Origin of the sequence: Neobacillus vireti, assembly GCF_036962465.1 — a bacterium.
Taxonomy (GTDB): domain Bacteria; phylum Bacillota; class Bacilli; order Bacillales; family Cytobacillaceae; genus Neobacillus; species Neobacillus vireti_B.
Map to the genome: position 1 here is coordinate 64,358 of NZ_JBALNF010000065.1, position 25,180 is coordinate 89,537.

18 protein-coding genes and 3 pseudogenes are annotated in these 25,180 nt (G+C 37.1%); 11 read left to right on the forward strand and 10 right to left on the reverse strand.

Going from position 1 to position 25,180, the window contains the following annotated elements:
• Positions 1–117: 117 nt before the first annotated feature.
• Positions 118–903 (reverse strand): TrmB family transcriptional regulator, encoded by a 786-nt coding sequence (locus V7077_RS23565; RefSeq protein WP_335506478.1) that lies wholly within the window; start codon positions 901–903, stop codon positions 118–120.
• Between the two features lie 104 nt (positions 904–1,007).
• Here V7077_RS23565 and V7077_RS23570 point away from each other — a divergent pair, with 104 nt between their 5' ends.
• Positions 1,008–1,775: a TSUP family transporter gene (locus V7077_RS23570; protein ID WP_335506507.1), complete on the forward strand. Its 768-nt coding sequence runs from the start codon at positions 1,008–1,010 to the stop codon at positions 1,773–1,775.
• Positions 1,776–1,869: 94 nt separating this feature from the next.
• Here the strand turns inward: V7077_RS23570 and V7077_RS23575 are convergent.
• From V7077_RS23575 to V7077_RS23585, 3 genes and pseudogenes are all read right to left on the reverse strand, one after another.
• Positions 1,870–2,591 (reverse strand): annotated as a pseudogene (locus tag V7077_RS23575) (YwaF family protein).
• A 284-nt stretch (positions 2,592–2,875) separates the two neighbouring features.
• A complete protein-coding gene (locus V7077_RS23580; RefSeq protein ID WP_335506480.1) occupies positions 2,876–4,312 on the reverse strand; it encodes a L,D-transpeptidase family protein in 1,437 nt (478 codons plus the stop codon).
• Positions 4,313–4,656: 344 nt separating this feature from the next.
• Positions 4,657–5,544, reverse strand: a complete 888-nt coding sequence (locus tag V7077_RS23585; protein WP_335506509.1) for an AraC family transcriptional regulator — start codon at positions 5,542–5,544, stop codon at positions 4,657–4,659.
• Positions 5,545–5,674: 130 nt separating this feature from the next.
• Between V7077_RS23585 and V7077_RS23590 the strand changes: the two genes are divergently transcribed.
• Entirely contained in the window at positions 5,675–6,604 is a 930-nt protein-coding gene (locus V7077_RS23590; RefSeq protein WP_335506482.1) for an EamA family transporter, read from the forward strand.
• A 53-nt stretch (positions 6,605–6,657) separates the two neighbouring features.
• Here V7077_RS23590 and V7077_RS23595 read toward each other — a convergent pair whose 3' ends face one another.
• Positions 6,658–7,101: an Rrf2 family transcriptional regulator gene (locus V7077_RS23595; protein WP_335506484.1), complete on the reverse strand. Its 444-nt coding sequence runs from the start codon at positions 7,099–7,101 to the stop codon at positions 6,658–6,660.
• A gap of 197 nt (positions 7,102–7,298) precedes the next feature.
• Between V7077_RS23595 and V7077_RS23600 the strand changes: the two genes are divergently transcribed.
• Positions 7,299–8,171 (forward strand): SDR family oxidoreductase, encoded by an 873-nt coding sequence (locus tag V7077_RS23600; protein WP_335506487.1) that lies wholly within the window; start codon positions 7,299–7,301, stop codon positions 8,169–8,171.
• A gap of 52 nt (positions 8,172–8,223) precedes the next feature.
• On the opposite strand, the gene trmL is transcribed toward V7077_RS23600, so the two are convergent.
• On the reverse strand, positions 8,224–8,694 hold the full coding sequence (gene trmL / locus V7077_RS23605; RefSeq protein ID WP_335506489.1) for a tRNA (uridine(34)/cytosine(34)/5-carboxymethylaminomethyluridine(34)-2'-O)-methyltransferase TrmL: 471 nt from the start codon (positions 8,692–8,694) through the stop codon (positions 8,224–8,226).
• A gap of 106 nt (positions 8,695–8,800) precedes the next feature.
• On the reverse strand, positions 8,801–9,715 hold the full coding sequence (locus V7077_RS23610; RefSeq protein ID WP_335506491.1) for a LysR family transcriptional regulator: 915 nt from the start codon (positions 9,713–9,715) through the stop codon (positions 8,801–8,803).
• A 124-nt stretch (positions 9,716–9,839) separates the two neighbouring features.
• Here V7077_RS23610 and garD point away from each other — a divergent pair, with 124 nt between their 5' ends.
• Both garD and V7077_RS23620 read left to right on the forward strand, forming a co-directional pair.
• Positions 9,840–11,354 carry a galactarate dehydratase gene (gene garD, locus V7077_RS23615; RefSeq protein WP_335506493.1) on the forward strand — a complete coding sequence of 505 codons (1,515 nt, stop codon included), beginning with the start codon at positions 9,840–9,842 and terminating at the stop codon, positions 11,352–11,354.
• Between the two features lie 71 nt (positions 11,355–11,425).
• On the forward strand, positions 11,426–12,688 hold the full coding sequence (locus V7077_RS23620) for a lactate racemase domain-containing protein (protein WP_335506495.1): 1,263 nt from the start codon (positions 11,426–11,428) through the stop codon (positions 12,686–12,688).
• 780 nt (positions 12,689–13,468) lie between these two features.
• Here V7077_RS23620 and V7077_RS23625 read toward each other — a convergent pair.
• Together V7077_RS23625 and V7077_RS23630 are read right to left on the reverse strand one after the other, a co-directional pair.
• Positions 13,469–13,771 (reverse strand): annotated as a pseudogene (locus tag V7077_RS23625) (cytochrome P450); the annotation flags it as partial.
• Between the two features lie 76 nt (positions 13,772–13,847).
• Entirely contained in the window at positions 13,848–14,432 is a 585-nt protein-coding gene (locus V7077_RS23630) for a TetR/AcrR family transcriptional regulator (RefSeq protein ID WP_235739701.1), read from the reverse strand.
• Positions 14,433–14,709: 277 nt separating this feature from the next.
• Here V7077_RS23630 and V7077_RS23635 point away from each other — a divergent pair, with 277 nt between their 5' ends.
• Together V7077_RS23635 and V7077_RS27825 are read left to right on the forward strand one after the other, a co-directional pair.
• On the forward strand, positions 14,710–16,164 hold the full coding sequence (locus tag V7077_RS23635) for a DHA2 family efflux MFS transporter permease subunit (protein ID WP_335506512.1): 1,455 nt from the start codon (positions 14,710–14,712) through the stop codon (positions 16,162–16,164).
• A 203-nt stretch (positions 16,165–16,367) separates the two neighbouring features.
• Positions 16,368–16,600: pseudogene (locus tag V7077_RS27825) on the forward strand (ABC transporter ATP-binding protein); the annotation flags it as partial.
• Between the two features lie 207 nt (positions 16,601–16,807).
• Here the strand turns inward: V7077_RS27825 and V7077_RS23640 are convergent.
• Entirely contained in the window at positions 16,808–17,641 is an 834-nt protein-coding gene (locus V7077_RS23640) for a helix-turn-helix domain-containing protein (protein ID WP_235739700.1), read from the reverse strand.
• A 173-nt stretch (positions 17,642–17,814) separates the two neighbouring features.
• Between V7077_RS23640 and V7077_RS23645 the strand changes: the two genes are divergently transcribed.
• The 4 genes from V7077_RS23645 (at position 17,815) to V7077_RS23660 (ending at position 25,146) form a co-directional block, all read left to right on the forward strand.
• Positions 17,815–18,345, forward strand: a complete 531-nt coding sequence (locus V7077_RS23645; RefSeq protein ID WP_335506500.1) for a sugar-binding domain-containing protein — start codon at positions 17,815–17,817, stop codon at positions 18,343–18,345.
• A gap of 26 nt (positions 18,346–18,371) precedes the next feature.
• Complete coding sequence (locus V7077_RS23650) at positions 18,372–20,906, forward strand: glycoside hydrolase family 2 TIM barrel-domain containing protein (protein ID WP_420489701.1); 2,535 nt, start codon at positions 18,372–18,374, stop codon at positions 20,904–20,906.
• A 788-nt stretch (positions 20,907–21,694) separates the two neighbouring features.
• Positions 21,695–23,608 (forward strand): beta-glucoside-specific PTS transporter subunit IIABC, encoded by a 1,914-nt coding sequence (locus V7077_RS23655; protein ID WP_335506503.1) that lies wholly within the window; start codon positions 21,695–21,697, stop codon positions 23,606–23,608.
• A gap of 83 nt (positions 23,609–23,691) precedes the next feature.
• Positions 23,692–25,146 carry a glycoside hydrolase family 1 protein gene (locus V7077_RS23660; protein WP_335506504.1) on the forward strand — a complete coding sequence of 485 codons (1,455 nt, stop codon included), beginning with the start codon at positions 23,692–23,694 and terminating at the stop codon, positions 25,144–25,146.
• Positions 25,147–25,180: the final 34 nt, after the last annotated feature.

The window sequence follows — 25,180 nt, forward strand, 5'->3', positions numbered from 1 at the left end:
TTGATTGGAAACTATGTAGGAAGGTAGCTTGGTTGAGAAATTTAAAGCAATAAAAAAAAGCACAAGTTTTCAACTAATTACTTATGCTTTATTTTGTTGGTTCTTTGAATAAGCTTCTTATTTTTCCATAAAGAAGGCTCTCCGCTCTGTAGTGATCCATTTCTCTAAATCGTCTTGGCTGCGTCGAACAAGTCTATTCACTAGGACATCGTGCCACACATAATCCTCTAATAAATATATATGAACAGGGTCATCTGTATAAAAAGCAACACTACGCTCCTCAATTGAGGGTCCATAAATCATCTCTTTAGAATCGATACATAAAATAAACCAATGATCAGTAGAAGGGGTTTCAGTAAAAGGTGTATGGCGATGGGTTTCTAAATTTCCAATTGGATTTTCAACGTGTAGTGTAATACCTTGTACGGTTGCTTTTTCAGTCGCCTGAATCAAATCCTTCTTCAAAACCTCATACATATCATCCCACATTGAAATGACGATACGTTTTTCTGCTTTTTTTATTAACGTCTCACAATAGTTAATAATGGTTTTATAGTCCTTTAAAGTAAGCACACGGTTGTCCATTTTCTTATCAGAAGTTTCTAGACTTCTTAATGAGTCACTTAATACCGAATAAGTCGATTGCCACTCTGATTGAGCTTTCTGCAAAAAGATTTCAACGGGAAGAGGTGAATATCGAGTGGTGTCATCTATGTCCTCTTTCAAGACAAGTCCTTTTTCAACAAGATTACCTAACACATCATAAATTCGTGCTCTAGGTATACCCGAGTCCTTGCTAACTTGGTAGGCTGTTACAGGACCTTGTTTTACGAGAGATACATAAGATTTAGCTTCATATTCGTTAAAACCTAATTTTTTGAGCTGCTGCACTATGTCGTCCACTTTTTTTGCCCTCCAATTATTTTCCTATGTAACAAATTTACAATAACTATTTACAGATAGCAATTAATTAGTTACTATTCCAGTAGTGACTAAAAGAAAGGTTGATTGGAATGCATTTAGACCCATCGTTAGTATTTATTTTGATTGTTTTTGGATTTTTAGCTTCTTTTATTGATTCTGTTGTAGGGGGTGGAGGACTGATTGCACTTCCAACTTTATTATTTACAGGACTGAATCCAGCAGGGGCAGTAGCTACCAATAAATTAGCATCGACAATAGGCTCTTTAACAAGTACTTTTATGTTTTATCGTTCTGGTAAACTTGATATAAAATCAGTGGTTAAATTTTTTCCGCTCTCGTTTATTGGCTCATTATTGGGTGCATACACTGTTCATTTGCTAAACCCTGAAGTGCTTAAGCCATTGATGTTGATTATGCTTGCAGCAGTAGCTATTTTTACGATTTTTAAGAAAGATTGGGGAAGTATTTCAACCCCAAAAAAATTGTCCATCTATCACTTCATTATTTTTTTGGTTACATTATTTGCGATAGGTTTCTATGATGGATTCATTGGCCCTGGAACTGGTTCATTCTTCATTTTTTCTTTTTTGTTGATTGGATTTGATTTTTTAAAAGCTGCTGGTAATGCAAAATTTTTAAACTTCGGTAGTAATATTGCTGGTTTGTTGATGTTTATGCTTTTAGGACAGGTAAACTATACTTATGGAATAATAATGGGAATTGCACAATTCGCTGGTGCGATTTGTGGATCAAAATTTGCGATAAAAAAAGGAAGTGGTTATGTTCGTGCTCTGTTTATTGTCGTAACTTGTTTATTGTTAGCGAAGAATATTTATGATTATATTCAATAATATTAAAGTTTTCTTGTTTCCGTCAAAGGTCACATAATTTTATTTTTCTTTTTTAGATTGATTCAATCGAAACTTTTTTCTGTTAATTCAACAGTTAGTGAAGGTATTTTCTTTTTATCCAAAACGGACTATACAAAATATAAAAACTTAAAACCATCACCAGCTCAATGGAGAGGAGATACCAGGGCCACTGTCCAAGGTAATCTAAAAGAGAATTCGATTTAGGTTTCTTCATGATATATAGATAATTCGCTCCCAGCCATTTATTGAGGAAAAAGACAATTCCTGAATAAAGGTTCACAATTAAAATGGTTACCCACATTCCTTGAAGAGTCGGATAGTAATTGAAAACCAAAACCATGAATAGACATGCCAGCACCACCCCTCCGTGTGAAATAAAGAATTCGAAATATTCAAAGTGCGGGAACGAATATCTTCCGAGATCAGGAGCCAAAATAGCTTGAATCGAACTGCCTAACCCCGCATAGTAGAGGAATTGAAAAAGTTTTTTACCCTTGGAAAATAACATGACAATTGCAAGAATGACAGAAAGATCACTAAGCTGAAGTGGTAAGGATTGATTCAATGACCAAGCATGTCTATATAGAAGCCAATTTTGCTCCAAAGCGGTAGATAAAAACAGGAGAAAGGCTAAAAAGTAACTTAAATAATTTCTTTTCCTCTTTTTTTTAGCTTGCTTCTGTAAATAAACAGGAGACTGCTTAGAACTAAAATGATACCAAGAGTTAAAACGTGTTCCACTGAAAAAAGACGGAAAGAATGAAGGTTAGAATGAATTTGAAAATATGTTTGCATTTTTTTACCCCATTATTTTAATAATTTCTCGTTTCTATTTTAATTATCAACTGAAGGCTGGTTTTTCTTTCCATGAACCAATACATAATATTTGATAGTTTGGGGATTTTGTCCATTTTTAAACCGCAAAATTATACTTAAACATATTAAAATGATCAAAAATCTTGATACTAAAATAAAAATGGCATGCGTTTAATTTGCATGCCATTTCATGTGCACATCATATGAATTATTCGAATTCCACGCATACGTTAACTAAATATTTTAATTAAAATAGCTGCTATTTAATAAATAACAACCGGATCATGGGTGCTGAGATTATTATATACGGTTTTCATAATGCTTGGCGGAGTGTTGACACAGCCGTGCGAACCTGCCGAAAGATAAGCTTTACTACCCCAATTGCCTCGCCAGCTGGCATCGTGGAACCCTTGGCCATCATTTGTAAAAGGAGCCCAATAATTAACATCTACCTGATAAGTAATTTTACCGTTTTCTCTGCCGGTTAGGACGGCAGGTGTCTGCTTATAAAGGATATACCACACACCTGGTGATGTATCATGATGGGTACTATGTGTGCCAGTAACGACATTCGTCGTGACGACTAATTTTCCGTTTTTGTAAATCCAAATTCGCTGCTCAGCAATAGAAACTTCAGCATACGTATTGCCAATACCATTGTTCGTAATGGTATCATATCCGTAGCCTTCACCCTCCCAGCCATTTCCATAAATATTAGAGGCGGAAACCGATTTTTCTCCATTTTCAAGTGCTTGCTTAATACGTGGTACTTCTTTATCAACATCTATGGCCCAGCCATAGCCTTTCCCTTTAACCGATATCATCGAACCTGAATGGGTCTTGAATTTGAAATCTTTATTTAAGGTAGATTGGGAATGGTTTATCTCAGCAATCTTATTTTTAATCTCACCATCATCACTTAGGGTAATCTTTAAATCTCTTGTAATAGAGGCATTTTTAATTAATTCGCTTGCAGCTAATGAAAAAATTTTATCCTGCACCTTATAATCAACGGTCTGAGCAAGGAATTCCTCCAGCTTTTTCTGTTCGTTTCTTACTAAATCGCTGTTTTCATTAATGGGCTGTATGTATACTGGGGTAAGACGGATTTCACTAATATATTTGTCCTTGCCGTAGTCCTTCAAAATACTGGCCACATCATACTGCTCCCCGCTTATGCTTTTAGATACAACAATTTTGCCTTGTACCAGTCGAACCACCGCATCTTGTGGCGCTTTTAAGTTCTGATTCATGGCAAACAGCTTTTCTTCCACCTGTTTTTTCAATATTTGATCTCGATACTGGTCCATACTGACCGGCATTAATGAATAGTTCTTTGCTTTTGATGAAGGAAAGAACGTCCACTGGCTTTTTAACAATTTTGTGACGCTGGGCAAATCTTTAGCTGTAAATCCCATTTTTGTATCTTTTCCATCTAAAATCAATTGATCTCCAACATATACTACATTTGTTAATGTGGTTGTTTTTAATTTATTTAGTGCCTGCTCATTCGTCATGCCACCAACATTGATGCTATTAATCTTGATTTCTGAATTGAAATGGTTTGCCTGGTAGTAGCTTCCTGCTCCAATGATAATGGTGATAATCAAGATAATACTAAATACAATAAGTTTCCATCCTCCAAACCAGTTAGCTACGCGTTGGTTCTCCAGTTCTTGGATATTTGCTGTGCTTTCCATAATGATTTCCTCCAATACCTGATCATTCTGCTAAAATATAACCTATGGATTAAAACAATGAATACATGTCTTGGTAAATTTATACTATTAGTCTACAGAATGTCAGAATCGAACATTGTCGTTTTTTGTGTGCTAAAATATTAAATTTTATCTGCTGACTATAGGCTATAAAATGTTAGTCTATCGAGTGTGACATGCATTCCAATAGAACCGAATTTTTCCATTCAGTTAGAGGGGTACGATTTGAGTGAACTGTTGGTTTGTACGTGTTCTCCGTAATTCAAAAATAAAAAATGACACTAACTGAGGCCCTTAAAAGAGAGGATTTGCAGTTAGTGTCATTACTAAAGGTGTGAACTAGTATTATGTTTTTTGTAAGCCAATGGGGTCATGGTCATTGACTTTCGGAATTTTTCTATGAAATAGCTTGTGCTGTTAAATCCAACTTGATAAGCAACATCTGTGACATTTGATTCCGGTTGTTGTAGTAAAATTAAACTTTTTTGAATTCGATAATCTGTGACATAATTCAGAGGTGTTCTCTTTAAAATTCGTTTGAAATATCGGCAGCACTCGGAACGACTTAATTGACCAGCTCGTGCAAGATCGTCTAAAAGGATTTTCTCCGCATAATGTAGGTGGATCCAATTTAACATCTGCTTCATTCGATCGCTTTTGACCACTTCCGTCTGTTCGTACTCCAATTCAATACCATTCATAATTAAGTTCTTCCAAATTAAGGTTAGATGCAGGCTAATGTCGATTTCAAAGTAAGGTGGATATTGTTTAATCAGCTGATTGATTCTCTTCATAGAACTCAAAATATTATTTGCCCAAGGCTCCACTGGGACCAAGCGCAAATAAGGTATATTAGTCGCCTGAATATAAGGGTTTACAAGGGTGGTATAAAGTTCTTGGGATAAAACGAAATGGGGGGAAACATTTAAACAAATATAGGCACTTCCTGAATTATTTTTATCTTTTGCCATGTGCAGGCGGCCACTATTTATAAATAACCCCTCACCAGCTTCTATCATGATATTTTCTTCATTTATTTGAAAATGGGCTTCTCCTTTTATAACCAGAACAAACTGAAATTCATCATGCCAGTGAAGTGGTATGTATCCATTTATATTTTGATTAATCGTGGTTTCGTAACAAGCGAGCGGTAACACCACTGTACGATGTTCCGTTAATTCTTTTAAACTTTGGTCAACCATAAAATCTTTTATTTGCATATTCTTGCACCTGCTCAATATACTTATATTTTTTCATTCAATTTGGGTATTATTTCAGCAGTTTTCCACTTATTATTAAAAACAGTATATCACTATTTTTATATCCAAAGGTGGAGAATCAATCATGAATAGACAAAAGGGAATTGTTCTTGTTATTACAGGAGCCATATTTTGGGGGATTGGTGGAACGGTTGCAAAAAAGCTTTTTCAACAGTATCAAATCGATGTAGATTGGCTGGTTACCATCCGATTACTCTTAGCTGGTTTTTTACTCTTAACCGTTCAATTTTTCGGAAAAGACCGTTCCCAGATACTTGGTGTTTGGAAAACAAGAAAGGCTGCTATTCCATTACTGATCTTTGGGTTACTAGGCATGCTTGCAGTTCAATACACGTATATGTCTTCGATTAAACATGGGAATGCAGCGGTTGCCACTTTATTACAATATTTAGCACCTGTAATAATAATCGTTTACTTGATTATCCGAAAACAAACGGTTATAACACTAATTGATTTGTTGACTGTTTCACTAGCTTTAGTGGGATGTTTTTTCTTATTAACAAACGGCTCCATTTCTCAATTATCTGTACCAGCACCTGCCATCGTTTGGGGTGTTCTATCTGGATTCGCTTTAGCATTTTATACTTTATATGCCATTCCATTACTGAAGCAATACGATTCGCTTGTTATTGTTGGTTGGGCTATGATGATCGGTGGTTTTGCCTTAAGTTTTATTCATCCACCTTGGCAATTAGACACTCGAGGCTTAACGCTAGAAGCTTATTTATATCTAGTCTTTGTTATCATTTTTGGTACAATGATTGCCTTCTGGTTTTATATAGAAAGTTTGCAAAGTCTAGCACCTAAAGAATCAAGCCTGCTCGGTAGCATAGAGCCACTAGCAGCTGTTTTAACAACAGTGTTTTGGTTAAAAGAATCTTTTGGTATTTTCCAATGGATTGGTACAGCTTGTATCATTGGAATGATCGTATTGTTGGCATTGAATAAAGAGTCCGCTTCAAAGTCTAAGAGTAAAGTGAGTATTTCTTATTAAAATAGAGCAAATAGTAGCAAACGACATTCACCGGAGGAATGTCGTTTTTCAAATTACTTGATAGTATTGAATTCGTCTTTTTCAATAATATCTTTCACTACATCTTCAATGGTTACATTCCCAAGAGCCTTTTCCAAAGCCGTTTGAGCTAATGTAAACAAAGGTTCAATGGTACATTGAATATTTCTTCCGACAGGACAATCAGGATTTGGATTTTCATGAATGCTAAACAACTCTTTCTCTTGGACAACATTAACTGCTTTATATACGTCCAGTAATGTAATTTCAGATAAATCCTTTGCTAATTCAGCCCCGGCAATACCTGGCCGCACGCTTATCAACCCTGCTTTTTTAAGCATTCCCATTATTTTTCTGATCACTGCTGGATTGGTATTTACACTCCCTGCTAAAAATTCAGATGAGCTGACCCCATCTTTATTAATTTCAATAAGAGATAATATATGAATTCCGACTGCGAATCGGCTGCTGATAGACATGTTTCGTCACCATCCTATTAACAATTCTATTATTTAAATTATCCTTTTTATCATGTAATTAGACTGATTACAAGTTTATTATACCAAATTAACGACAAAATATAAATAACCTTACCTGTTGACAAAGTGAATACAGGTAATTAAAATGAAAACATGTAATCGATATTGTTACAACTTAAAAACTGGAGGGAATATAAATGAAACTATTAGTTACTGGAGCAACAGGAAAATTAGGTACAAAAGTGGTCGATACATTATTAAAAGCTATTCCTGCAAGTGAACTGGCAGTGAGTGTTCGAAATCCAGAGAAAGCAGAAGGACTTCGTAATCGGGGAGTAGAAGTTCGGCAAGGTGATTTTGACCAACCTGAAACATTAGATCAGGCTTTTACAGGGATTGACCGCTTATTAATTATTTCTGCGGATGGTGACAATGAAACAAGAATTCGTCAACATACCGACGCTGTTCAAGCAGCGGAGCGTGCAGGGGTAAAATTTATTGCTTACACAAGCTTGGCAAATGCAACAGAAAGCAAAAATTTAATGGCTCCGCCTCATGTTGCGACAGAAGCAGCCATCATTAAGACGGGTATTCCATATTCTTTCTTGCGCAACAATTGGTATTTGGAAAACGAAATGGGAAGCATTCAAGGTGCACTCGCAGGAGCCCCGTGGGTAACTTCAGCTGGGGAAGGTAAAGTAGGCTGGGCACTGCAACAAGATTACGCTGATGCAGCAGCAGCGGTTCTTCTTGGAAACGGTCATGAAAATTCAGTGTATGAACTTTCTGGTCCACTTTTAACTCAAGCAGAGTTGGCATCTGAACTTGGTGCAGTATTGGGTAAAGAAATACCTGTACAACAAGTTAGTGACGAAAAATATGCAGAGATTATGAAAGGTTTAGGTTTACCTGATTTTGTGATTCCGATTGTCGTAGGAATTCAAGAAAGTATTCGGAATGGTTCACTCGATGTTGAAAGTAATGATTTTGAGAAAGTACTTGGTCGTCCTGTTACTCCAATCAAAGAAGCACTGACCCAACTTGTAAATTCAATTTCAAAGGAAAACTAAATATATTTATATTAATAAAATCAAAAAAAATCTTCCTAGACGGAAGATTTTTTTACTTTAGTTTGGGAAATCCTTGCTGACGCAAAGCCTCATACACCAAGATAGCTGCTGTATTTGAGAGGTTCAGTGATCGAATATGATCGTTCATTGGTATTCTTAAAAAGTGGTCTTTATTATTTCTAAGTAAATCCTTTGGTAAACCAGTTGTTTCTTTTCCGAACATAAAATAATGTTCTTTTGATACATCACTGAAATCAAAAGATGAATGTGGTTTTTCACCAAACGTTTCAATATAGTAAAACTCACCTTGATTTTTTGAAAAAAAGTCATCTAATGAGTCATAGTACGTAATGTTTACAAGCTCCCAGAAATCTAAACCAGCTTGTTTTATCATCTTTTCATCTGTTGAAAAGCCAAGTGGCCGGATTAAATGCAGTGCTGTTTCCGTTGCGGCACAAGTACGTGCAATATTTTCAGTGTTAGCGGGAATTTCTGGTTGATATAGTACAACATGTATTGCCAAAACTGGTCACCTCTATCTTTATTTTACCCTCCAAATTATAGCATACAGTTTGTGAAGAGATGTACGTTAACTCCAACAAGTTAATAGGAAAACCTGCTTACTTTCTTCATTGCTTTAATTTTTCGGACCAATAAGAACTTGCAATCTCTATAAGGTCTTTAGCAGGATTACTTAGATAAGTACCTTTTTTATAAGATGCGCATACTTCCCAAACAGGTTTTTGCTTGATGACAAAGTATGAGACGTTAGAGTTAGGTTGGGCATAAGCCATTGGAATGATGGAACAGCATATTCCTTCCGCCACCATTTGATACAAAGTATGGCAGCTCCTAGTTTCTAACAAGATATAGGGGTTAAAATCTTCATCGGCAGTAAGATAATCATAAATTTCTCGAAGAGTGGATCCTTTTTGCATAAGGGCAAACGTATCGTTTTTAAAAAGTTCTAAGCTTATTTCAGGTAATTGATCACCGAGTTTTCCTCCTAAATGGGCTAGGGGATGCGCTTTAGGAACAGCTAAAATAATATCTTCTGAACAGATAAAGATATATTCATCATTTGTTTTTTGCGAATTTTGCAATGTTAATAATCCAATATCAAGATTCCCCAGTGATATTTCATGTTGTTGTTGTTTCACCGGCAGTTCAATTGGTTCCACTTTTAGATTAGGATACTTTTTGTAAAAAGTGGGATAGATGGTTGCAAACATTTCTGGACCACGTTCAGGAGTTAAGCCAATACTAAGCTTTCCTTTTTTTATATCCAATAAGTCATTAATTTGGTTGTAGGTATCTCTTTTAATACGGAGCATTTTTTTGGCATTCTCAATATAAATTTCTCCTGCTTGAGTGGGATGCCAATTTGTCCTTGAACGAACAAAAAGTTGCGTTCCTAGTTCTTTTTCTAATTTTAAGAGCTGCTGATTTAACGCTGATTGAGTGATAAATAGTTTTTCAGCTGCTTTTGTAATATTGTTTTCCTCAGCGATTTTAATCATATAGTCCAACTGTTTTAGATCCATTTGAAATTCTCCTACGTACTCTTAGATTTTCTTATAGAATTCTAAAAATAACCACTTTTACTTTATATATGATGTAAGAGTACAATTGTTTTGAGAATAAAACAAGAGTTTAGGAGGGTAACGCGTGGAAAATCGAATTATTAAAATTAATGATAATGATAACGTTGCCATTACAGTAAATGCCATTCCAGCAGGTACCATTGCTAATGGTGATATTCTAGTAAATCAGGATATTCCCCAAGGACATAAAATTGCGTTATGTGACATAGGGAAAGGTGAACCAATCATTCGATATGGTGTCACTTTAGGATATGCCTTGCATTCTATTAAAAAGGGCGACTGGATCAATGAGCATATGTTAGAACTTCCAATTCCGCCAGCTTTGGATGAGATGGAATTTGCAACTAACTTGATTACAGATCTGCCAGAACCACCAGCACGAACGTTTATGGGTTATCCAAACAAAGACGGAGGATATGCTGGAACAAGAAATATATTGGGAATTGTGACAACTGTTCAATGTGTCACAGGTGTTTTAAATAACGCAGTAAAGAGAATTAAACAAGAACTTCTTCCTAAATATCCAAATGTTGATGATGTGGTAGCGATAAACCATGCTTATGGATGCGGAGTTGCTATCAATGCCCCTGAAGCAAACATCCCGATTCGCATGCTGCAAAACATGGTCATGCATCCCAATTTTGGTGGGGAGACGATGATTATCTCGCTAGGATGTGAAAAACTAACTTTAGAAATGTTATTGGATGAGGATTATAACACTTCAGAAAATGTAGTAACGTTTCAAAATGAAATGGGTCACCAGTCGATTATGGGAAAAATTATGAATATGGCTGAAAACAAATTAAAAAAATTGAATGAAAGAGAGCGTGTTGAACTGCCTCTTTCACAATTATCGATTGGATTACAGTGCGGTGGGAGCGATGCTTTCTCAGGGGTAACGGCAAATCCTTCGGCCGGATATGCTGCCGATATGTTAGTGAACGCGGGTGCAACTGTCATGTTTTCTGAAGTAACCGAGGTTCGTGATGGTGTCCATATCATTGCCGAGCGTTGTGTGAGCAAAGAAGTGGGGAAGAAATTAGCTGATGAGATGAAATGGTATGATCAATACCTGAATAATGGTCAAGTCGATCGTTCAGCGAATCCGACTCCTGGAAATAAAAAAGGGGGTCTATCGAATATTGTTGAAAAAGCAATGGGTTCAATCGCTAAATCTGGTACTTCACCGATTGTAGAAGTTCTTTCACCAGGAGAAAGACCAACGAAACAAGGGATGATTTTTGCAGCCACTCCAGCCAGTGACTTTGTATGCGGCTCGTGCCAGTTATCTAGTGGAATCACGCTCCAAGTTTTTATGACAGGACGAGGAACTCCTTACGGATTAGCAGCTGCACCAGTCATTAAAGTATGTTCAAGAAATGATATGAAAGGTATGTGGAAAGATTTAATTGATATCAATGCAGGGCCAATCGCCACTGGTGAAGCAACCATTCAAGAAATTGGAACTCAATTATTCAACGAAATTATTGATGTTGCCAGCGGAAGAAAACAAACTTTTGCAGAACAATACGAAATTTATAATGATTTTACTCTATTTAATCCAGCACCAATCACCTGATTAAAGTATAAAATATATTTTTAGAAAGGGGGATAATCTATGTTGTTTCCCTTTGAAAAGAGGTATTTAAAATGGAGAAATTATTCAGAGGGATCAACATTCCAAGAATGATTAAAATCAGACAGCGTTTCCCACGAGAAACGATTGCCGATGTAACTGCGGTGGTTAGAGAAGAACTCAATAAAAAAGAAATTATTGAGAGAGTCAAGGATGGTGACCGGGTTGCTATAGCGGTGGGCAGTAGAGGAATTGCTAATATGCCTTGCATCGTAAGAGAAATTGTTACTGCCGTCAAAGAAAGAGGAGCACACCCGTTTATTGTGCCAACCATGGGGAGCCATGGGGGAGCAACTGGAGAGGGACAAGTAGAAATACTTGCCGAACTCGGGATTACTGAAGAATCTACTGGAGCACCCATAGTGTCTAGTATGGAAGTTGTTCAGATTGGGGTCACCAAAAATGGTCTCCCGGTTAATCTTGATAAGAATGCACATACGAAAGCAGATGCGATAATTATTACTGGCCACATTAAGCCTCATACATCCTTTAGGGCGCCCTATGAAAGCGGCTTGGCCAAAATGATTGCGGTTGGGCTTGGTAAACAAGTGGGGGCTGAAATCATTCATTCAGCCGGTGTAGAAAACATTCCGTTTAGAGTGGAAGAGATTGCAAGGGTGACTATAGCAAAATCCAACATTATATTTGCGGTTGGAATGATTGAAAACGCCTATGATGAAACATATAAAATTGTTGCCATACCAAAGGAACGGATAATGGATGAGGAACCAGGATTACTGCAAGAAGCACATAAACTTATGCCAAGCATTATGTTCGAAAAATGTGATGTTCTAATCGTGGATGAAATGGGTAAAAACATCTCAGGCAGCGGCATGGATCCAAATATCATTAGAAGAAATTACTCAGGTTCCTTAAAATATAATCCGCTGGCACAAAGACTAGCCGTTCTCGATCTTACAAAAGAATCACATGGCAATGCAAACGGAATGGCTAATGCTGATATTTGCTCAAGAAGACTCTTTGATAAGATCTCATTTGAATCTACTTACCCCAACCCATTGACTAACAGACTGGCACAAAGAGTAAAAATTCCAATGGTTATGGAAAATGACAGCTTAGCGATAAGAGCTGCCATGAAAACTTGTTTTGATGTTGACTATAACCATATGAAGATTATCCGAATTAAAAATACGCTGGAGCTTGAACATCTGTTCATCTCTGAATGCTTGATGGATGAAGCAAAGAACAATCCAAATATTGAACTAGTAAGTGAACCAGAATATATGAGTTTTAACGAAAACGGCAATCTCTTTTAAAATTAAGTATAAAAAATGGAGGGATTTTTAAAATATGTTTCTTCGTTCCACTAAATAAGAGAGATCCGAGCAATTGATAATAAAAAGTTAAACGAGAGAAGCTCTGCTGGTATAAAGTAAGCTATAAAATCACCCTCTATATTGGAAAAACGCCTTCATTAAAAATCACAATTGAAGGCGTTTTTTTATGTTTCGCTCTAAAAAAGCCTTCCAATTCGAAATAGGAAAGTCAAGTCCTTTTTTTATGTAAAGGTCTGTGTCAACAATGATTTAAAACTATTTAGAACAACTTAGTGTAGTGAACTATAATTTACTTCGGACATAATTAAGAGATTTCTAGCTTGAGCTGTCCGAACTTGGCTTAATTTCGGACAGCCCAAGCATGATTTCCCGATTTGTGGTCGTCAATAAGAGCCTTTGTTTAACTGTCCGATAGAACCTTCCTATAGGACAAAATCATCGGTTCTCCTAGTTAAACTGTCTAATAGAACCTATCTATTGGACAAAATCCTCGAATTTCTCAGTTAAACTGTCTAATAGAACCTTTCTAATAGACAAAATCATAGGGTCTCTTAGTTAAACTGTCTAATAGAACCTTTCTATTGGACAAAATCATCGGATCTCTTGGTTAAAAGGTCCTTTAGAGCTTCTCTATATGACAAGTCTAAAAGATCCTAGAGAATTTTGTCCGTTATGCTTCCTTTAAGAACAACCAAGAGCAAGAAAGCAAACAAAAAAGGGAACCACCCGGAGTGATCAGGTGTTCCCGAATTCAAATCTTTACTTATAAACCTTCATCGGTAGGTTAGTCAAGGACTGTCCCGTAGCAGAAGCAGTTAAATTCTCTTCTAATTGAAACCCTTCTACAGGTTCAATACGAGAAAACTTCTGTAAGAATGCCTCTAGTGCAATCTTCATTTCTAATCGTGCAAGAGGGGCACCTAAACAGATATGTGGACCATTTCCGAAGGTCAAATGTCTTTTATTATTGGAACGATGGATGTATAAAGAAAACGGATCTTCAAACATAGCTTCATCCATGATACATGCACTTATCAAAGCAATGACAACATCACCTTTTTTAAACTAAGTGACTAATAAGTTATAATTCTGTTTTACTTAGGCATGCTGCTTAAACTGAATCAGGCTTTCATTTTAATTACTCCTTGCCCAATCGAAAAAGGATAGACAACTGCTTAGCCAGAAATTGAGGAGTATAGGGCATATCGTTACGCAGCCAAGCGACAATCGTTCCAATCAAAGCGGATGAACCGTACCAGATCGCAATATCCCTTGGAATAATATGACTCGTCTCCAGTCGGTTGTTTCCCGTTTTCTCTGTAATGGATTTCGTGAGGATCGTTAATAAACGCTCTGTAAAGATGGGAGTTCGTCTGGAATTGAGAACTACTTTATAAAATTTGGCATTTTTTGCAATATACTCAAGCAGGGTTTCTAGCTTCACAAAGTCGATATTTTTGTCATCTTTTTGGTCCTCGGTGTTACTTCCCATGATCGACTCAATATCCTCAGCCATTTCCTGTGCCATTATCTCCAGCATGTCCGGAATATCCTTATAGTGAAGATAAAAAGTGACACGGTTAATGGTTGCGCGTTCAGCAATCCGATTAACCGTTATTTTATTGATATCCACCTCTTGTAGTAAATCGATTAATGCTTCCTTGATTAATTGACGTGTGCGAAGGATACGAGGATCTAATCGTGGTTTTTCCTGGTCTGTCATTTTGTACTCACCTTTCCTACTGGACGGAAATTTACACTATTTTTAATTCTGTCTATTATTTACGAATTACACAACAAAAATGAAATAAATGATAACTAATTTACACATCGTAAGAAATTGTCTGTTGTCACATTAATCATCTCGTTATAGAGTAATTTATACAATGTCAATTATTATACACGTTGTAAATAAAGTCTATATTCATTTTAGAAAGGATAGGAAAATATTGAATAATCATCCAAAAAGTGTCACGAACTCGTTAAAAAAGGGACCTGTCATGTTCATTATGATATTAGGGGCTTTCATTGCCACTTTAAACCAAACACTCATGAGCGTGGCAACACCTGAGTTAATGGTTGAATTTAAAATCACAGCTGCCACTGCCCAGTGGTTAACTACTGGTTACATGCTAGTAAACGGTGTGTTAATTCCTATAACCGCCTACTTAATGCAGCGGTTTTCCACCCGTCAGCTCTTTCAAGCTTCCATGATCATATTTTTAGCTGGAACCATTGTTTCAGCAGTCGCAACCGGCTTTCCTTTATTATTGACCGGACGTATGATTCAGGCTGCAGGTGCAGGAATCATTATGCCGCTCTTAACGAACGTCATTCTTACCATCTTTCCTCCTGAAAAAAGAGGAGCAGCCATGGGGATGGTCGGTCTAGCCATCATATTTGCTCCAGCCATCGGGCCTACCATTGCCGGCTATATTATTGAGCACTACAAATGGGAAACCATGTTTTACGGGATGATTCCATTTGCTGTTATTGTTATTGGTCTAGGATTCATTTATCTCCGAAATGTATCGGAGCCAATTAAGACAAAGCTTGATATCCTGAGTGTCGTACTCTCCACCATTGGTTTCGGTGCCTTGCTATATGGTTTCAGCCGAGCTGGAAGCCTTGGATGGTCAGACGTGGAGGTAATAAGTACGATTGCTGCTGGTATCTTAGCCCTTGGACTCTTTTCATGGAAACAGTTAAAATCGCAAAATCCATTGCTTGATTTACGTTCTTTCAAGTACAGTATGTTCTCCTTAACAACGATTATCAATATCGCTGTTACCATGGTCATGTATGCAGACATGATGCTGCTTCCGCTTTACCTTCAGAACGTCCGAGGCTATTCAGCTATTGAGTCCGGCTTGCTCCTGCTTCCAGGAGCGCTAATCATGGGATTCCTGATGCCAGTTACCGGTAAGCTGTTCGATCGCTTCGGTGCAAAATGGCTAGCAGTTATTGGTATGATTATTACGATTGCCACAACGATGGGCTTTACCAACTTGACGGACTCGACAAGTTATCTGGATTTGGTTCTTATGTCAACAGGGCGCCGAATTGGGATGGCATTGATGATGATGCCTTTACAGACCGCTGGATTAAATCAACTGCCACAGCAGTTAAATGCACACGGAACAGCGATTAGCAATACCATTCGGCAAGTGGCTGGTGCTGTTGGGACATCGCTTCTTATTACGGTTATGTCTGACCGGACAAAAACACACCTGCAGGATCTGATTCCTACGGCAGCTGCTAAAGGTTTGAATCAAGCGCAGCTGATTAAAGAAGCCACCATTCAGGGTATTAATGATGCATACCTCGTCATTATTGGGATTGGCCTCGTCGGACTACTTCTATCCCTATTTATTAAAAAGGTTAAACAAGCTGCAGATTTAGAATCTAAAGCCCATTCGAAAAAGGTAGCAGCAAAAACGTTAAGCACTAACTAATTAACTAATTTGTTAGTTTAGTTAAATGGATTCCTAATGGTTATATAGAAAGTTATGGACAGTTTCAAATCCAGCCATGATGTGGATTTGAAACTGATTTTTTTGATTACGAGTAAGGTAATGGTAACTTATGGATAAAGAGGAAGTAATTTAGCAAAGGTTCATCATGATATTAAGAAGGCCGTTGAAATATGACAAGGTAAGAATTTGTTGGAAAAATGGAAAACAGGTATGATGCGGCAATTTCTCAAGGCGGTACGAAATATTTCCGGCGGCAGAAGCAAAGCCTTTCCATCTCCCGTGCGGTGTATAGACAGCCAGAAATCTTTATTTTCGATGATTCTTTTTCAGCATTAGATTATAAGACTGATAGATATTGCGGTCAGTCCTAAAAAAAAGAAACACAAGAGCTACTACGTTATTGTTGTCCAGGAAATCACGAAGAATTACTTTTAAAAAATGGATTCTATATGCTGAGCTTAATATTAGTCAGTTTGAAAATGCATCATAAATGGTTTTATAGTCGATAATCTTAATTTAATTAATCTGGGTGTCTGTTACTTGGCGAATTAGCTAGGTGACAGGCACTTTCTTTTTATTGTTAGTAAATCATGTTTGATTCCAAGCGTCCATGTACAGTTCTTTACCGTCTATCCCGCTTAAACCGACCAGGAGATATTCCAACAGTATTACTAAATTGCTTTGTAAAAGAATAGGTATCACTGTAACCAGTAAGTTGAGAGGTTTCTTTAATGGATATACCGGATAATAACATAAGTTTTGCATGTTTCATTTTTTGCTCAATTCGATATTGAGCAGGAGCAATGCCGATATATTTACGGAATTGCTTTCGAAAATTCTCATAACTCATATTAAGAGTGGCTGCTACTTTTTCTAATGATATATTTGTATCAATATCAGTTGAAAGCAAAAGACAAGCCTCTTCCATTAATTTTTCTTGAGCACTTATGATTGGAGTTTGTGTTATTGGATTAATAGTAGATAATACTAATTCCTGAGCTTTCAGTGATAAATATGGGAGTTCAGAATCATCAGCGTCTTTTAATAGTTTTAACATCCGATTAAATCTATAGATAGAGTTATCATCATATTCGACCTTCCTGACCGGAGTATCAGTTGGGAGGAGGTTCATGCTATATAAATAATCATAGGTAGAACGACCAAAACTGATAAAGAATTCTAACCAATTGCCATCGGGAATTACTTCTGTGGAGTGGAGAACACCGGGAATGCGTTGAACGAAGTCACCAGCTTGAATGGGAATCTTTTTACCATTTGATAAATGATAAAACCCATTTCCGGATAACAGTATGAAACAGCTGTAATAATCTATAAGAAAACTAAATTGAGATTGTTCCTTAGAAGGTTTTGTCATATAACCACAAGCTAATATACCATTAGTAAAATTCGTTCCTATGCACCGATAAATTACGTCCTTTTTCATTTCTAGTTTCATGATAATCCCTACTTATATGGTTTGTCCTGAAACATTATTATACCAAAAGGGACAAAAAAATCACCAAGTGAACCATTTAATATAAATAAATACAATTATATAATTCTATTAAAGCGCTAACAGAGAGTTAACAAGAACATAGTTTGAACTAAATACGGCAAAAGGAGCTTATTATGAATAGAGAATGGGAAAATCAGTATATAACGCAAAGAAATCGATATCCGATGCATTCTCCATATGGGGCATATGAAACGGTGGAACAGGCACTTAGCTGCAATCGTTCTTCTTCTAAATATGTAAAGAGCCTAAATGGAATGTGGAAATTCATGTTGACAGAAAGTCCGTTAGACGTTCCGGGAGGGTTCGAGACCGTTAATTATCATGATTCCGATTGGGATGCTATACCGGTTCCATCAAACTGGGAACTCCATGGGTATGGCAAACCGGTCTATACGAACATGATCTACCCCTTTAAAAGAGGGAAAGCTGAATCTCCTTTTGAGTTAGAGATAGCTGCGGGTCAGATCGAGTTAAATGCCCCATTCGTACCGGAAAAAAATCTTACTGGATACTATCGTTCTACATTTGAAGTACCTGATTATTTTGAAGGAAGAGATGTATTTTTAGAATTCGGCGGTGTTGAATCTGGTTTTTACCTCTGGATAAATGGCATTAAAATAGGTTATTCGCAGGATATAAACTAGATGCGAGTTTTGATATCACCGAAGCAATCCAATTCGGAAAAAATGAACTTGCCGTAAAAGTCCTGCAGTTTTGTGATGGGACGTATCTAGAAGACCAGGATTATTGGCATTTATCCGGGATCTTTCGTGATGTAAGAATATATGCAAAGAGTAAACAACGAGTTTTCGACTATAAGGTGGAAACGTTATTTAATAGAGATGATTACGAAAAGGCTGAGTTAAAGGTCATGCTTCAGCCAAACATCGTGAAAGGTTATGGAGAAACTTACGTAAAATTAAGTCTCTATGATGCGGAAAATAATCTTGTAAACTCTTTTAGCAGTACAACATATGCACAATGTGGTTTCTATCTTATGCCCAAGTTTATAGCATTTGCGTCAATAACTGTAGAGAAACCACATTTGTGGTCTGCAGAGTCTCCATATCTATATACTTTAGTGCTGGAAACCATAGATAAAACAGGAAATATTACTGACATTGAAAGTACTAAGGTAGGATTCCGTAAAATCGAAATTAATGCTGACGGGGTGCTATGTGTTAATGGAAATAGATTGATTGTCCGTGGAGTAAATTTACACGCATTTTGTCCCGAAACAGGGAGAACTGTCTCAAAGGAATATATGAGACAACAGATTCTCACAATGAAACAATTGAACTTTAATGCCGTTCGAACCAGCCATTATCCACATGCAAGTGACTGGTATGATTTATGTGACGAGCTTGGAATCTATCTGGTTGATGAAGCAAACATTGAAACACATGGTTATGGAGGTCAGTTAAGCATTTCTCCAGAGTGGACGGCTGCATACATCGAGCGTGCTACTAGAATGGTAGTTAGGGATAAAAACCATCCATCCATTATTCTATGGTCGCTAGGTAATGAATCTGGTGTGGGTGCTAATCATGCTGCCATGTATGGTTGGATTAAAGAATATGATAAGACTAGGTATGTACAGTATGAATCCATGAATCCAGGAAGGAATATCACGGATATTCTTGCACCTATGTATCCTACAAAGAACTGGATAGAAGAGAAAATGGCCGATGCCAAAGATTTACGTCCATTCATAATGTGTGAATATGCTTATGCCAAAAGTAATAGTAATGGGAACTTTAAGTTATTCTGGGATTTGGTAGATAAATATCCTCGTTTTCAGGGCGGATTTATTTGGGATTTTCAAGATAAGGCATTGGTACAGGATGGTAAGGATGGTTCCAAAAAGTATGTTTATGGTGGAGCCTTCGGCGAAGAAGTAGTTGATCCAGTTGAAGATATGTGTCTGAATGGAGTAGTATTTCCTGATTTAAGCTGGAAACCTGCTGCTTATGAAGTGAAATATGGTCAAGCACCTGTGAAGATAGTGTATGAGGTTAATCCTTATTTCGGAACAGGTGGTTATATGATTAAGAATAACTATCAGTTTTTAGATCTTAGTCATCTTAGATTTACTTGGGAACTCCAGTGTGACGGTAAAATTGTCGATGAAGGAGAGCTAAAACAATATTTCACTCCCCCGGGACAATCAGAGGATTTGGAGTATCAGCTGAATACTGAAAAAATTTCGGGAGAAGCCTTCCTTAATATTAAAGCAGCTTTAAGAGAAGACACTTCTTATGCAAAATCTGGTCACATCATTTATATTTATCAAATTCCTCTTGAGGAATCAATACTTACCAAACAAGAAACTTGTATCACCGGAGAAAAATTAACGATGAGAGAAACAAGTGACGAGATTGGCATTATAGGGGATCTTACTGACATTCTTTTTAATAAACGGGATTGCTCATTCGCGAAAGTGATTTTAAATGGTGAAGATACTTTTACTGGAGGAATCGATAATTTCTATCGGCCTGTCACAGGAATTGATGAAGGAACGAAAAACCCCAACAACAATTATGCCGATGCGTGGAGAGCGGAAGGATTAGTTGAACCGGAGCTCAATATTCATAGTATAAAAACGGCTGTTACAGATACACAAATCTTTATTTTTACGGATGTATCTTATAATGGTGGAAAATTGAATGTATCAACTCAGTATAGAATTGGCAGCAAAGGGGTTGAAATCACCAAGACGGTTATTAATAATTGTATAAGTGAAACCATTCCAAGAATTGGCCTCACCTTTATTCTTCCGGAAGAAAAAAATCAGATTACCTGGTACGGGAGAGGTCCATGGGAAAATTATCGAGACCGTAAGGAATCAGCACTGATAGGTTGCTATAATAGTACGGTTGCTGAACAATATACACCATATATCAAGCCAGTCGAGTGTGGAGGAAAAGAAGATGTAAGGTACCTAATTGTAGAAGATAATAATAATTGTGGTGTTTGTGTAACAGGTGCTGTACCGTTTCATTTTGACATTCATGATTACTCGATTGCTGCGTGTGATCGGGCCAATTACGAGGATGAACTAATGAAAGATCATCAAATTTATTTGAATGTGGATCATGTGCATGCAGGACTAGGCGGAGATAATGGCTGGATGAAAAATATACATCCTGAAAATTGGATAAATAAAGGATATTATCACTATCAGATTTCAATTGGGGTTTTATAAAATTAAGATTAATACTTTAATTAGACAACTATAGCGCCTGAATTTTTCAATTCTTAAATGACTAGTTTTTTAATCTACCTTTTTAAATTTTTGTAGTATAAGGCTTTAATAAAACAGCTTGGAGGTAAATGTCAGTTTTCTCCGCGCTGTTACTTTTTATTATCTTGGCGGAGTTCCATTGGATCATATTGAAGAAGGGGTTCACCAATTAATGAAATGTAGTAATGGCAAAGCACGTATTGGTCATACATTTAAAAATAAGAGGAAATCTTTTCAGTCTGATTGGATGGTAACCGAGTAAGGCATAACTCTTACTAGTTTAGATCAGAATCCGTCATGGCTCGAAGGAAACTTGTCCATCGGCTGGCATCGACGGATGATGGCTGAAAAGATTCAAACGGGGAAAAGGATCATACTTTTTTTGTCTCTTATTGGTATTGATAAAAATAAAATTATTAATGCTGAAAGTCTCGAATAAACCACCTTAAATGGACGTTTGTTACTATGTATAGTTGTTATCGATTAATGTTAAATTTATTAAAAAAATGCAAATGAAACCGTTGACAAAAATCACGTTATGGTAGTATAGTATAAACATGAAAGCGATAACAGAATACTACTAGGATTGTTACTGGTCAGGCAGGCAAAACCTAAATCACATGAGCGTTATGAGCGCATTGCTCGAGAGCTCCGTGGTTTTGGTTTTGCCTGTCTTTTTGTGTTTTGTTATTCTTTCCGCGCGCGAATTCTATTATTCTTCTATTTTAGATTTTATGGAGGTTACTAACATGAAGTATGAAAAGTTAGCAAAAGATATACTCGAATTAGTTGGCGGAAAAGAAAATGTAAATAGTGTGTTCCACTGTGTGACAAGACTTCGTTTTAAATTGAAGGACGAAAATAGGGCCAAAACAGAGGAAATTAAAAACTTAGATGGTGTCGTTACAGTCATGAAAAGTGGCGGACAATACCAAGTCGTTATCGGAAATCACGTACCGGATGTCTATGCCGCAGTATTAGAAGTGGGTGGTCTTAGCGGAGTAAGTGAAAACGCTTCAAATGATGATGATGGCAAAAAAGTAGGTTTAGGTGCCAAATTTATCGATATGATTTCTGGAGTTTTTACTCCAATCTTGGGTGTACTTGCTGCAACGGGTATGCTAAAAGGTCTCGCTGCCTTATTCCTAGCTCTGCATTTGGTAGAAGCGACTTCTGGGACTTATAACCTATTAAATATCGCAGGAGATGGTTTGTTCAGTTTCCTTCCGATCTTCCTAGGTTACACAGCTATGAAAAAATTTGGTGGAACACCGTTTGTCGGTATGGCCATCGCTGCAGCACTTGTTCATCCAGGATTGGCAGCGCTGTCAGCAGGAAAGCCACTTTATACGTTATTTAAAGGAACGTTATTCCAATCTGATATTCATATCACATTCTTAGGAATTCCCGTTATTTTAATGAGTTATGCTTCAAGTGTTATTCCGATTGTATTAGCAGCATTTTTTGCAGTAAAAGTAGAAAAAGGTTTCAAGAAAATCGTTCCAGATGTCGTAAAAGCATTCTTAGTACCATTCTTAACCATCATGGTTATGGTTCCATTAACTTTCCTAGTAATTGGACCAATTGCAACATGGGCAGGAAGCTTACTAGGTGCGGCAACTATTTGGATTTATAATCTAAGCCCAATTGTTGCTGGTTTAATTCTGGGGGGCTTCTGGCAAGTATTCGTAATGTTTGGTCTTCACTGGGGACTTGTTCCAATTGCAATGAACAATATTACAACTATGCACTACGACCCAGTATTAGCGACAGTAACTTTCGTTTCTTTTGCACAAACTGGTGCTGTTTTAGGAGTTATGTTAAAGACTAAAAACAAGAAGTTAAAATCTCTAAGTATTCCAGCATTCATTTCAGGTATTTTCGGTGTAACAGAACCTGCAATTTACGGTATTACCTTACCGCTTAAAAAGCCTTTTATCATGAGCTGTATCGCTGGTGGTATTGGCGGCGGAATCATTGGTGCTTTTGCAAGTAAATTATGGATGTTTGGCGGTATGGGTATTTTCGCAATTCCAAGCTTTATCAAACCAGGTGCAGGCCTTGATATGGCTTTCTGGGGAGCGATGATCGCGATTGTCGTATCTTTCGTAATAGGATTTGTCTTCACTTATCTGTTTGGATTCAAAGACACTGCAAGCAAAGAAGAAACAAAAGTAGTAGCAACAAAAGTAGAATTGAAAAAACAAGATGGTCCAGTAGCAATAGTTAGCCCAATCAAAGGAGAAATCGTTCCTTTATCTGAAGTAAAAGACCAAGTATTTTCAAGTGAAGCCATGGGTAAGGGTGTAGCGATTAACCCATCTGAAGGAAAAGTCTTTTCTCCTGTTAATGGAGAAGTAACCCTTATGTTTAAAACATTACATGCGATCGGTTTAACATCTGAAAATGGTGCCCAAATCCTCATTCATGTTGGAATGGATACGGTTGAATTAGATGGAAAACATTTCACTGCTCATGTGAATCAAGGCGATATGGTAAAAGCCGGGGATTTATTAGTTGAATTTGATGTAGAAGCGATTAAAGCAGCTGGCTACCAAGTCATAACACCGATTGTTGTTACAAACACTCCAGATTATCAAGAAGTTAAAGTATTACAGGCAGGAAAAGTTGACAAAAATGAAGAGCTTTTAGTTCTTGTTTAAGTCCAGGTTCAATCTATAAAGGATATGGTTCCGGCCTCAAAGCCGGAGCCCTAAATCCTACATATTATTGGAGGTAAGAAATCATGACCAATTTTAAATTTCCTAAAGACTTTTTATGGGGCGGCGCAACCGCTGCTAACCAATTAGAAGGTGCATATAATGAAGGCGGCAAAGGTTTATCCATTTTCGATATGGTTAAATTTGTGCCAAAAGAAGAACGCGGAAATGATCCAGAGATGGATGTAAAAAGCGAAAAAGAATTAGAAGAATTATTATCCTTAGGGGACGGCGAAAACTTTCCAAAGCGACGCGGGATTGATTTTTACAACCGTTATCAGGAAGATATTTCCTTGTTTGCGGAAATGGGCTTTAAGGTATTCCGTATGTCTATTTCTTGGCCGCGCATTTTTCCAAATGGAGATGAACTGACTCCTAATGAAGAAGGACTTGCTTTTTATGACAGAGTGTTTGATGAATTACAAAAATACGGGATCGAGCCGTTGGTTACTTTATCACACTATGAAATTCCACTTAACCTCGTTCAAAAATATAACGGCTGGGCAGACCGCCGCGTGGTGGAGTTCTTTGTTCATTATGCAGAAACTGTTTTTAATCGTTACAAGGATAAAGTTAAGTATTGGTTAACTTTTAATGAAATCAATATCTCGCAATTTTCACCATATATCGGATCTGGTCTTCTAATTGACCGCGTGGAGCATAAGGAACAGGCCGTTTATCAAGCGCTTCACCATCAATTTGTGGCTAGTGCAAGAGCGGTTAAGGCCTGCCATGAAATCATTCCTGGTTCACAAATCGGCTGTATGTTAGCTCGTATGGAAGTATATCCAGAAACTTGTAATCCTCGAGATGTGCTAGCTGCATTGGAAGAAGATCAAAAGAATCTATTCTTCACAGATGTCCAGGTTCGCGGCTATTACCCAAGTCATATGTTAAGCTATTTTGCAAAAAATAATATCCACATCGAGATGGTACCTGGTGATGAAGAAATCTTGCTTCAGCATCCAGTAGATTTTCTATCATTTAGTTACTACATGACAATGGTGGCGAGCGGTGATCCTGATAAGTTGAAACAAAAAGGGAACTTCTCGAGCGGAATATTGAACCCTTATCTTGAAACATCTGATTGGGGATGGCAGATCGACCCAACAGGATTAAGAATTACCTTGAAGAAATTGTATGACCGTTATGAAGTGCCTTTATTTATTGTGGAAAATGGCTTAGGTGCGTATGACAAGGTAGAAGAAGATGGTACGATTCAAGATGATTACAGAATTGATTATCTCCGTGAACATATCAAGGCAATGGGAGATGCCATTCAGGATGGAGTAGACCTAATCGGATACACCACTTGGGGTTGTATTGATTTAATCAGTGCTGGTACTTCAGAAATGTCTAAACGCTATGGGTTTATCTATGTAGATCAAGATGATTATGGTAATGGGACATTAAAGCGGACTCCTAAAAAATCTTTTCATTGGTACAAAAATGTTATTGCCACTGATGGTGAGAAGCTTTAACTAATTAATGGATTGAAAAAAAACGACTCTAAAA

Excerpts from the sequence above, each read along its gene's own strand:
- V7077_RS23580 (WP_335506480.1), bottom strand. The coding sequence starts at position 4,312 with ATGGAAAGCACAGCAAATATCCAAGAACTGGAGAACCAACGCGTAGCT.
- V7077_RS23590 (WP_335506482.1), top strand. The coding sequence starts at position 5,675 with ATGAATAGACAAAAGGGAATTGTTCTTGTTATTACAGGAGCCATATTT.
- V7077_RS23595 (WP_335506484.1), bottom strand. The coding sequence starts at position 7,101 with ATGTCTATCAGCAGCCGATTCGCAGTCGGAATTCATATATTATCTCTT.
- V7077_RS23600 (WP_335506487.1), top strand. The coding sequence starts at position 7,299 with ATGAAACTATTAGTTACTGGAGCAACAGGAAAATTAGGTACAAAAGTG.
- V7077_RS23610 (WP_335506491.1), bottom strand. The coding sequence starts at position 9,715 with ATGGATCTAAAACAGTTGGACTATATGATTAAAATCGCTGAGGAAAAC.
- V7077_RS23620 (WP_335506495.1), top strand. The coding sequence starts at position 11,426 with ATGGAGAAATTATTCAGAGGGATCAACATTCCAAGAATGATTAAAATC.
- V7077_RS23630 (WP_235739701.1), bottom strand. The coding sequence starts at position 14,432 with ATGACAGACCAGGAAAAACCACGATTAGATCCTCGTATCCTTCGCACA.
- V7077_RS23635 (WP_335506512.1), top strand. The coding sequence starts at position 14,710 with ATGTTCATTATGATATTAGGGGCTTTCATTGCCACTTTAAACCAAACA.
- V7077_RS23640 (WP_235739700.1), bottom strand. The coding sequence starts at position 17,641 with ATGAAACTAGAAATGAAAAAGGACGTAATTTATCGGTGCATAGGAACG.
- V7077_RS23645 (WP_335506500.1), top strand. The coding sequence starts at position 17,815 with ATGAATAGAGAATGGGAAAATCAGTATATAACGCAAAGAAATCGATAT.
- V7077_RS23655 (WP_335506503.1), top strand. The coding sequence starts at position 21,695 with ATGAAGTATGAAAAGTTAGCAAAAGATATACTCGAATTAGTTGGCGGA.
- V7077_RS23660 (WP_335506504.1), top strand. The coding sequence starts at position 23,692 with ATGACCAATTTTAAATTTCCTAAAGACTTTTTATGGGGCGGCGCAACC.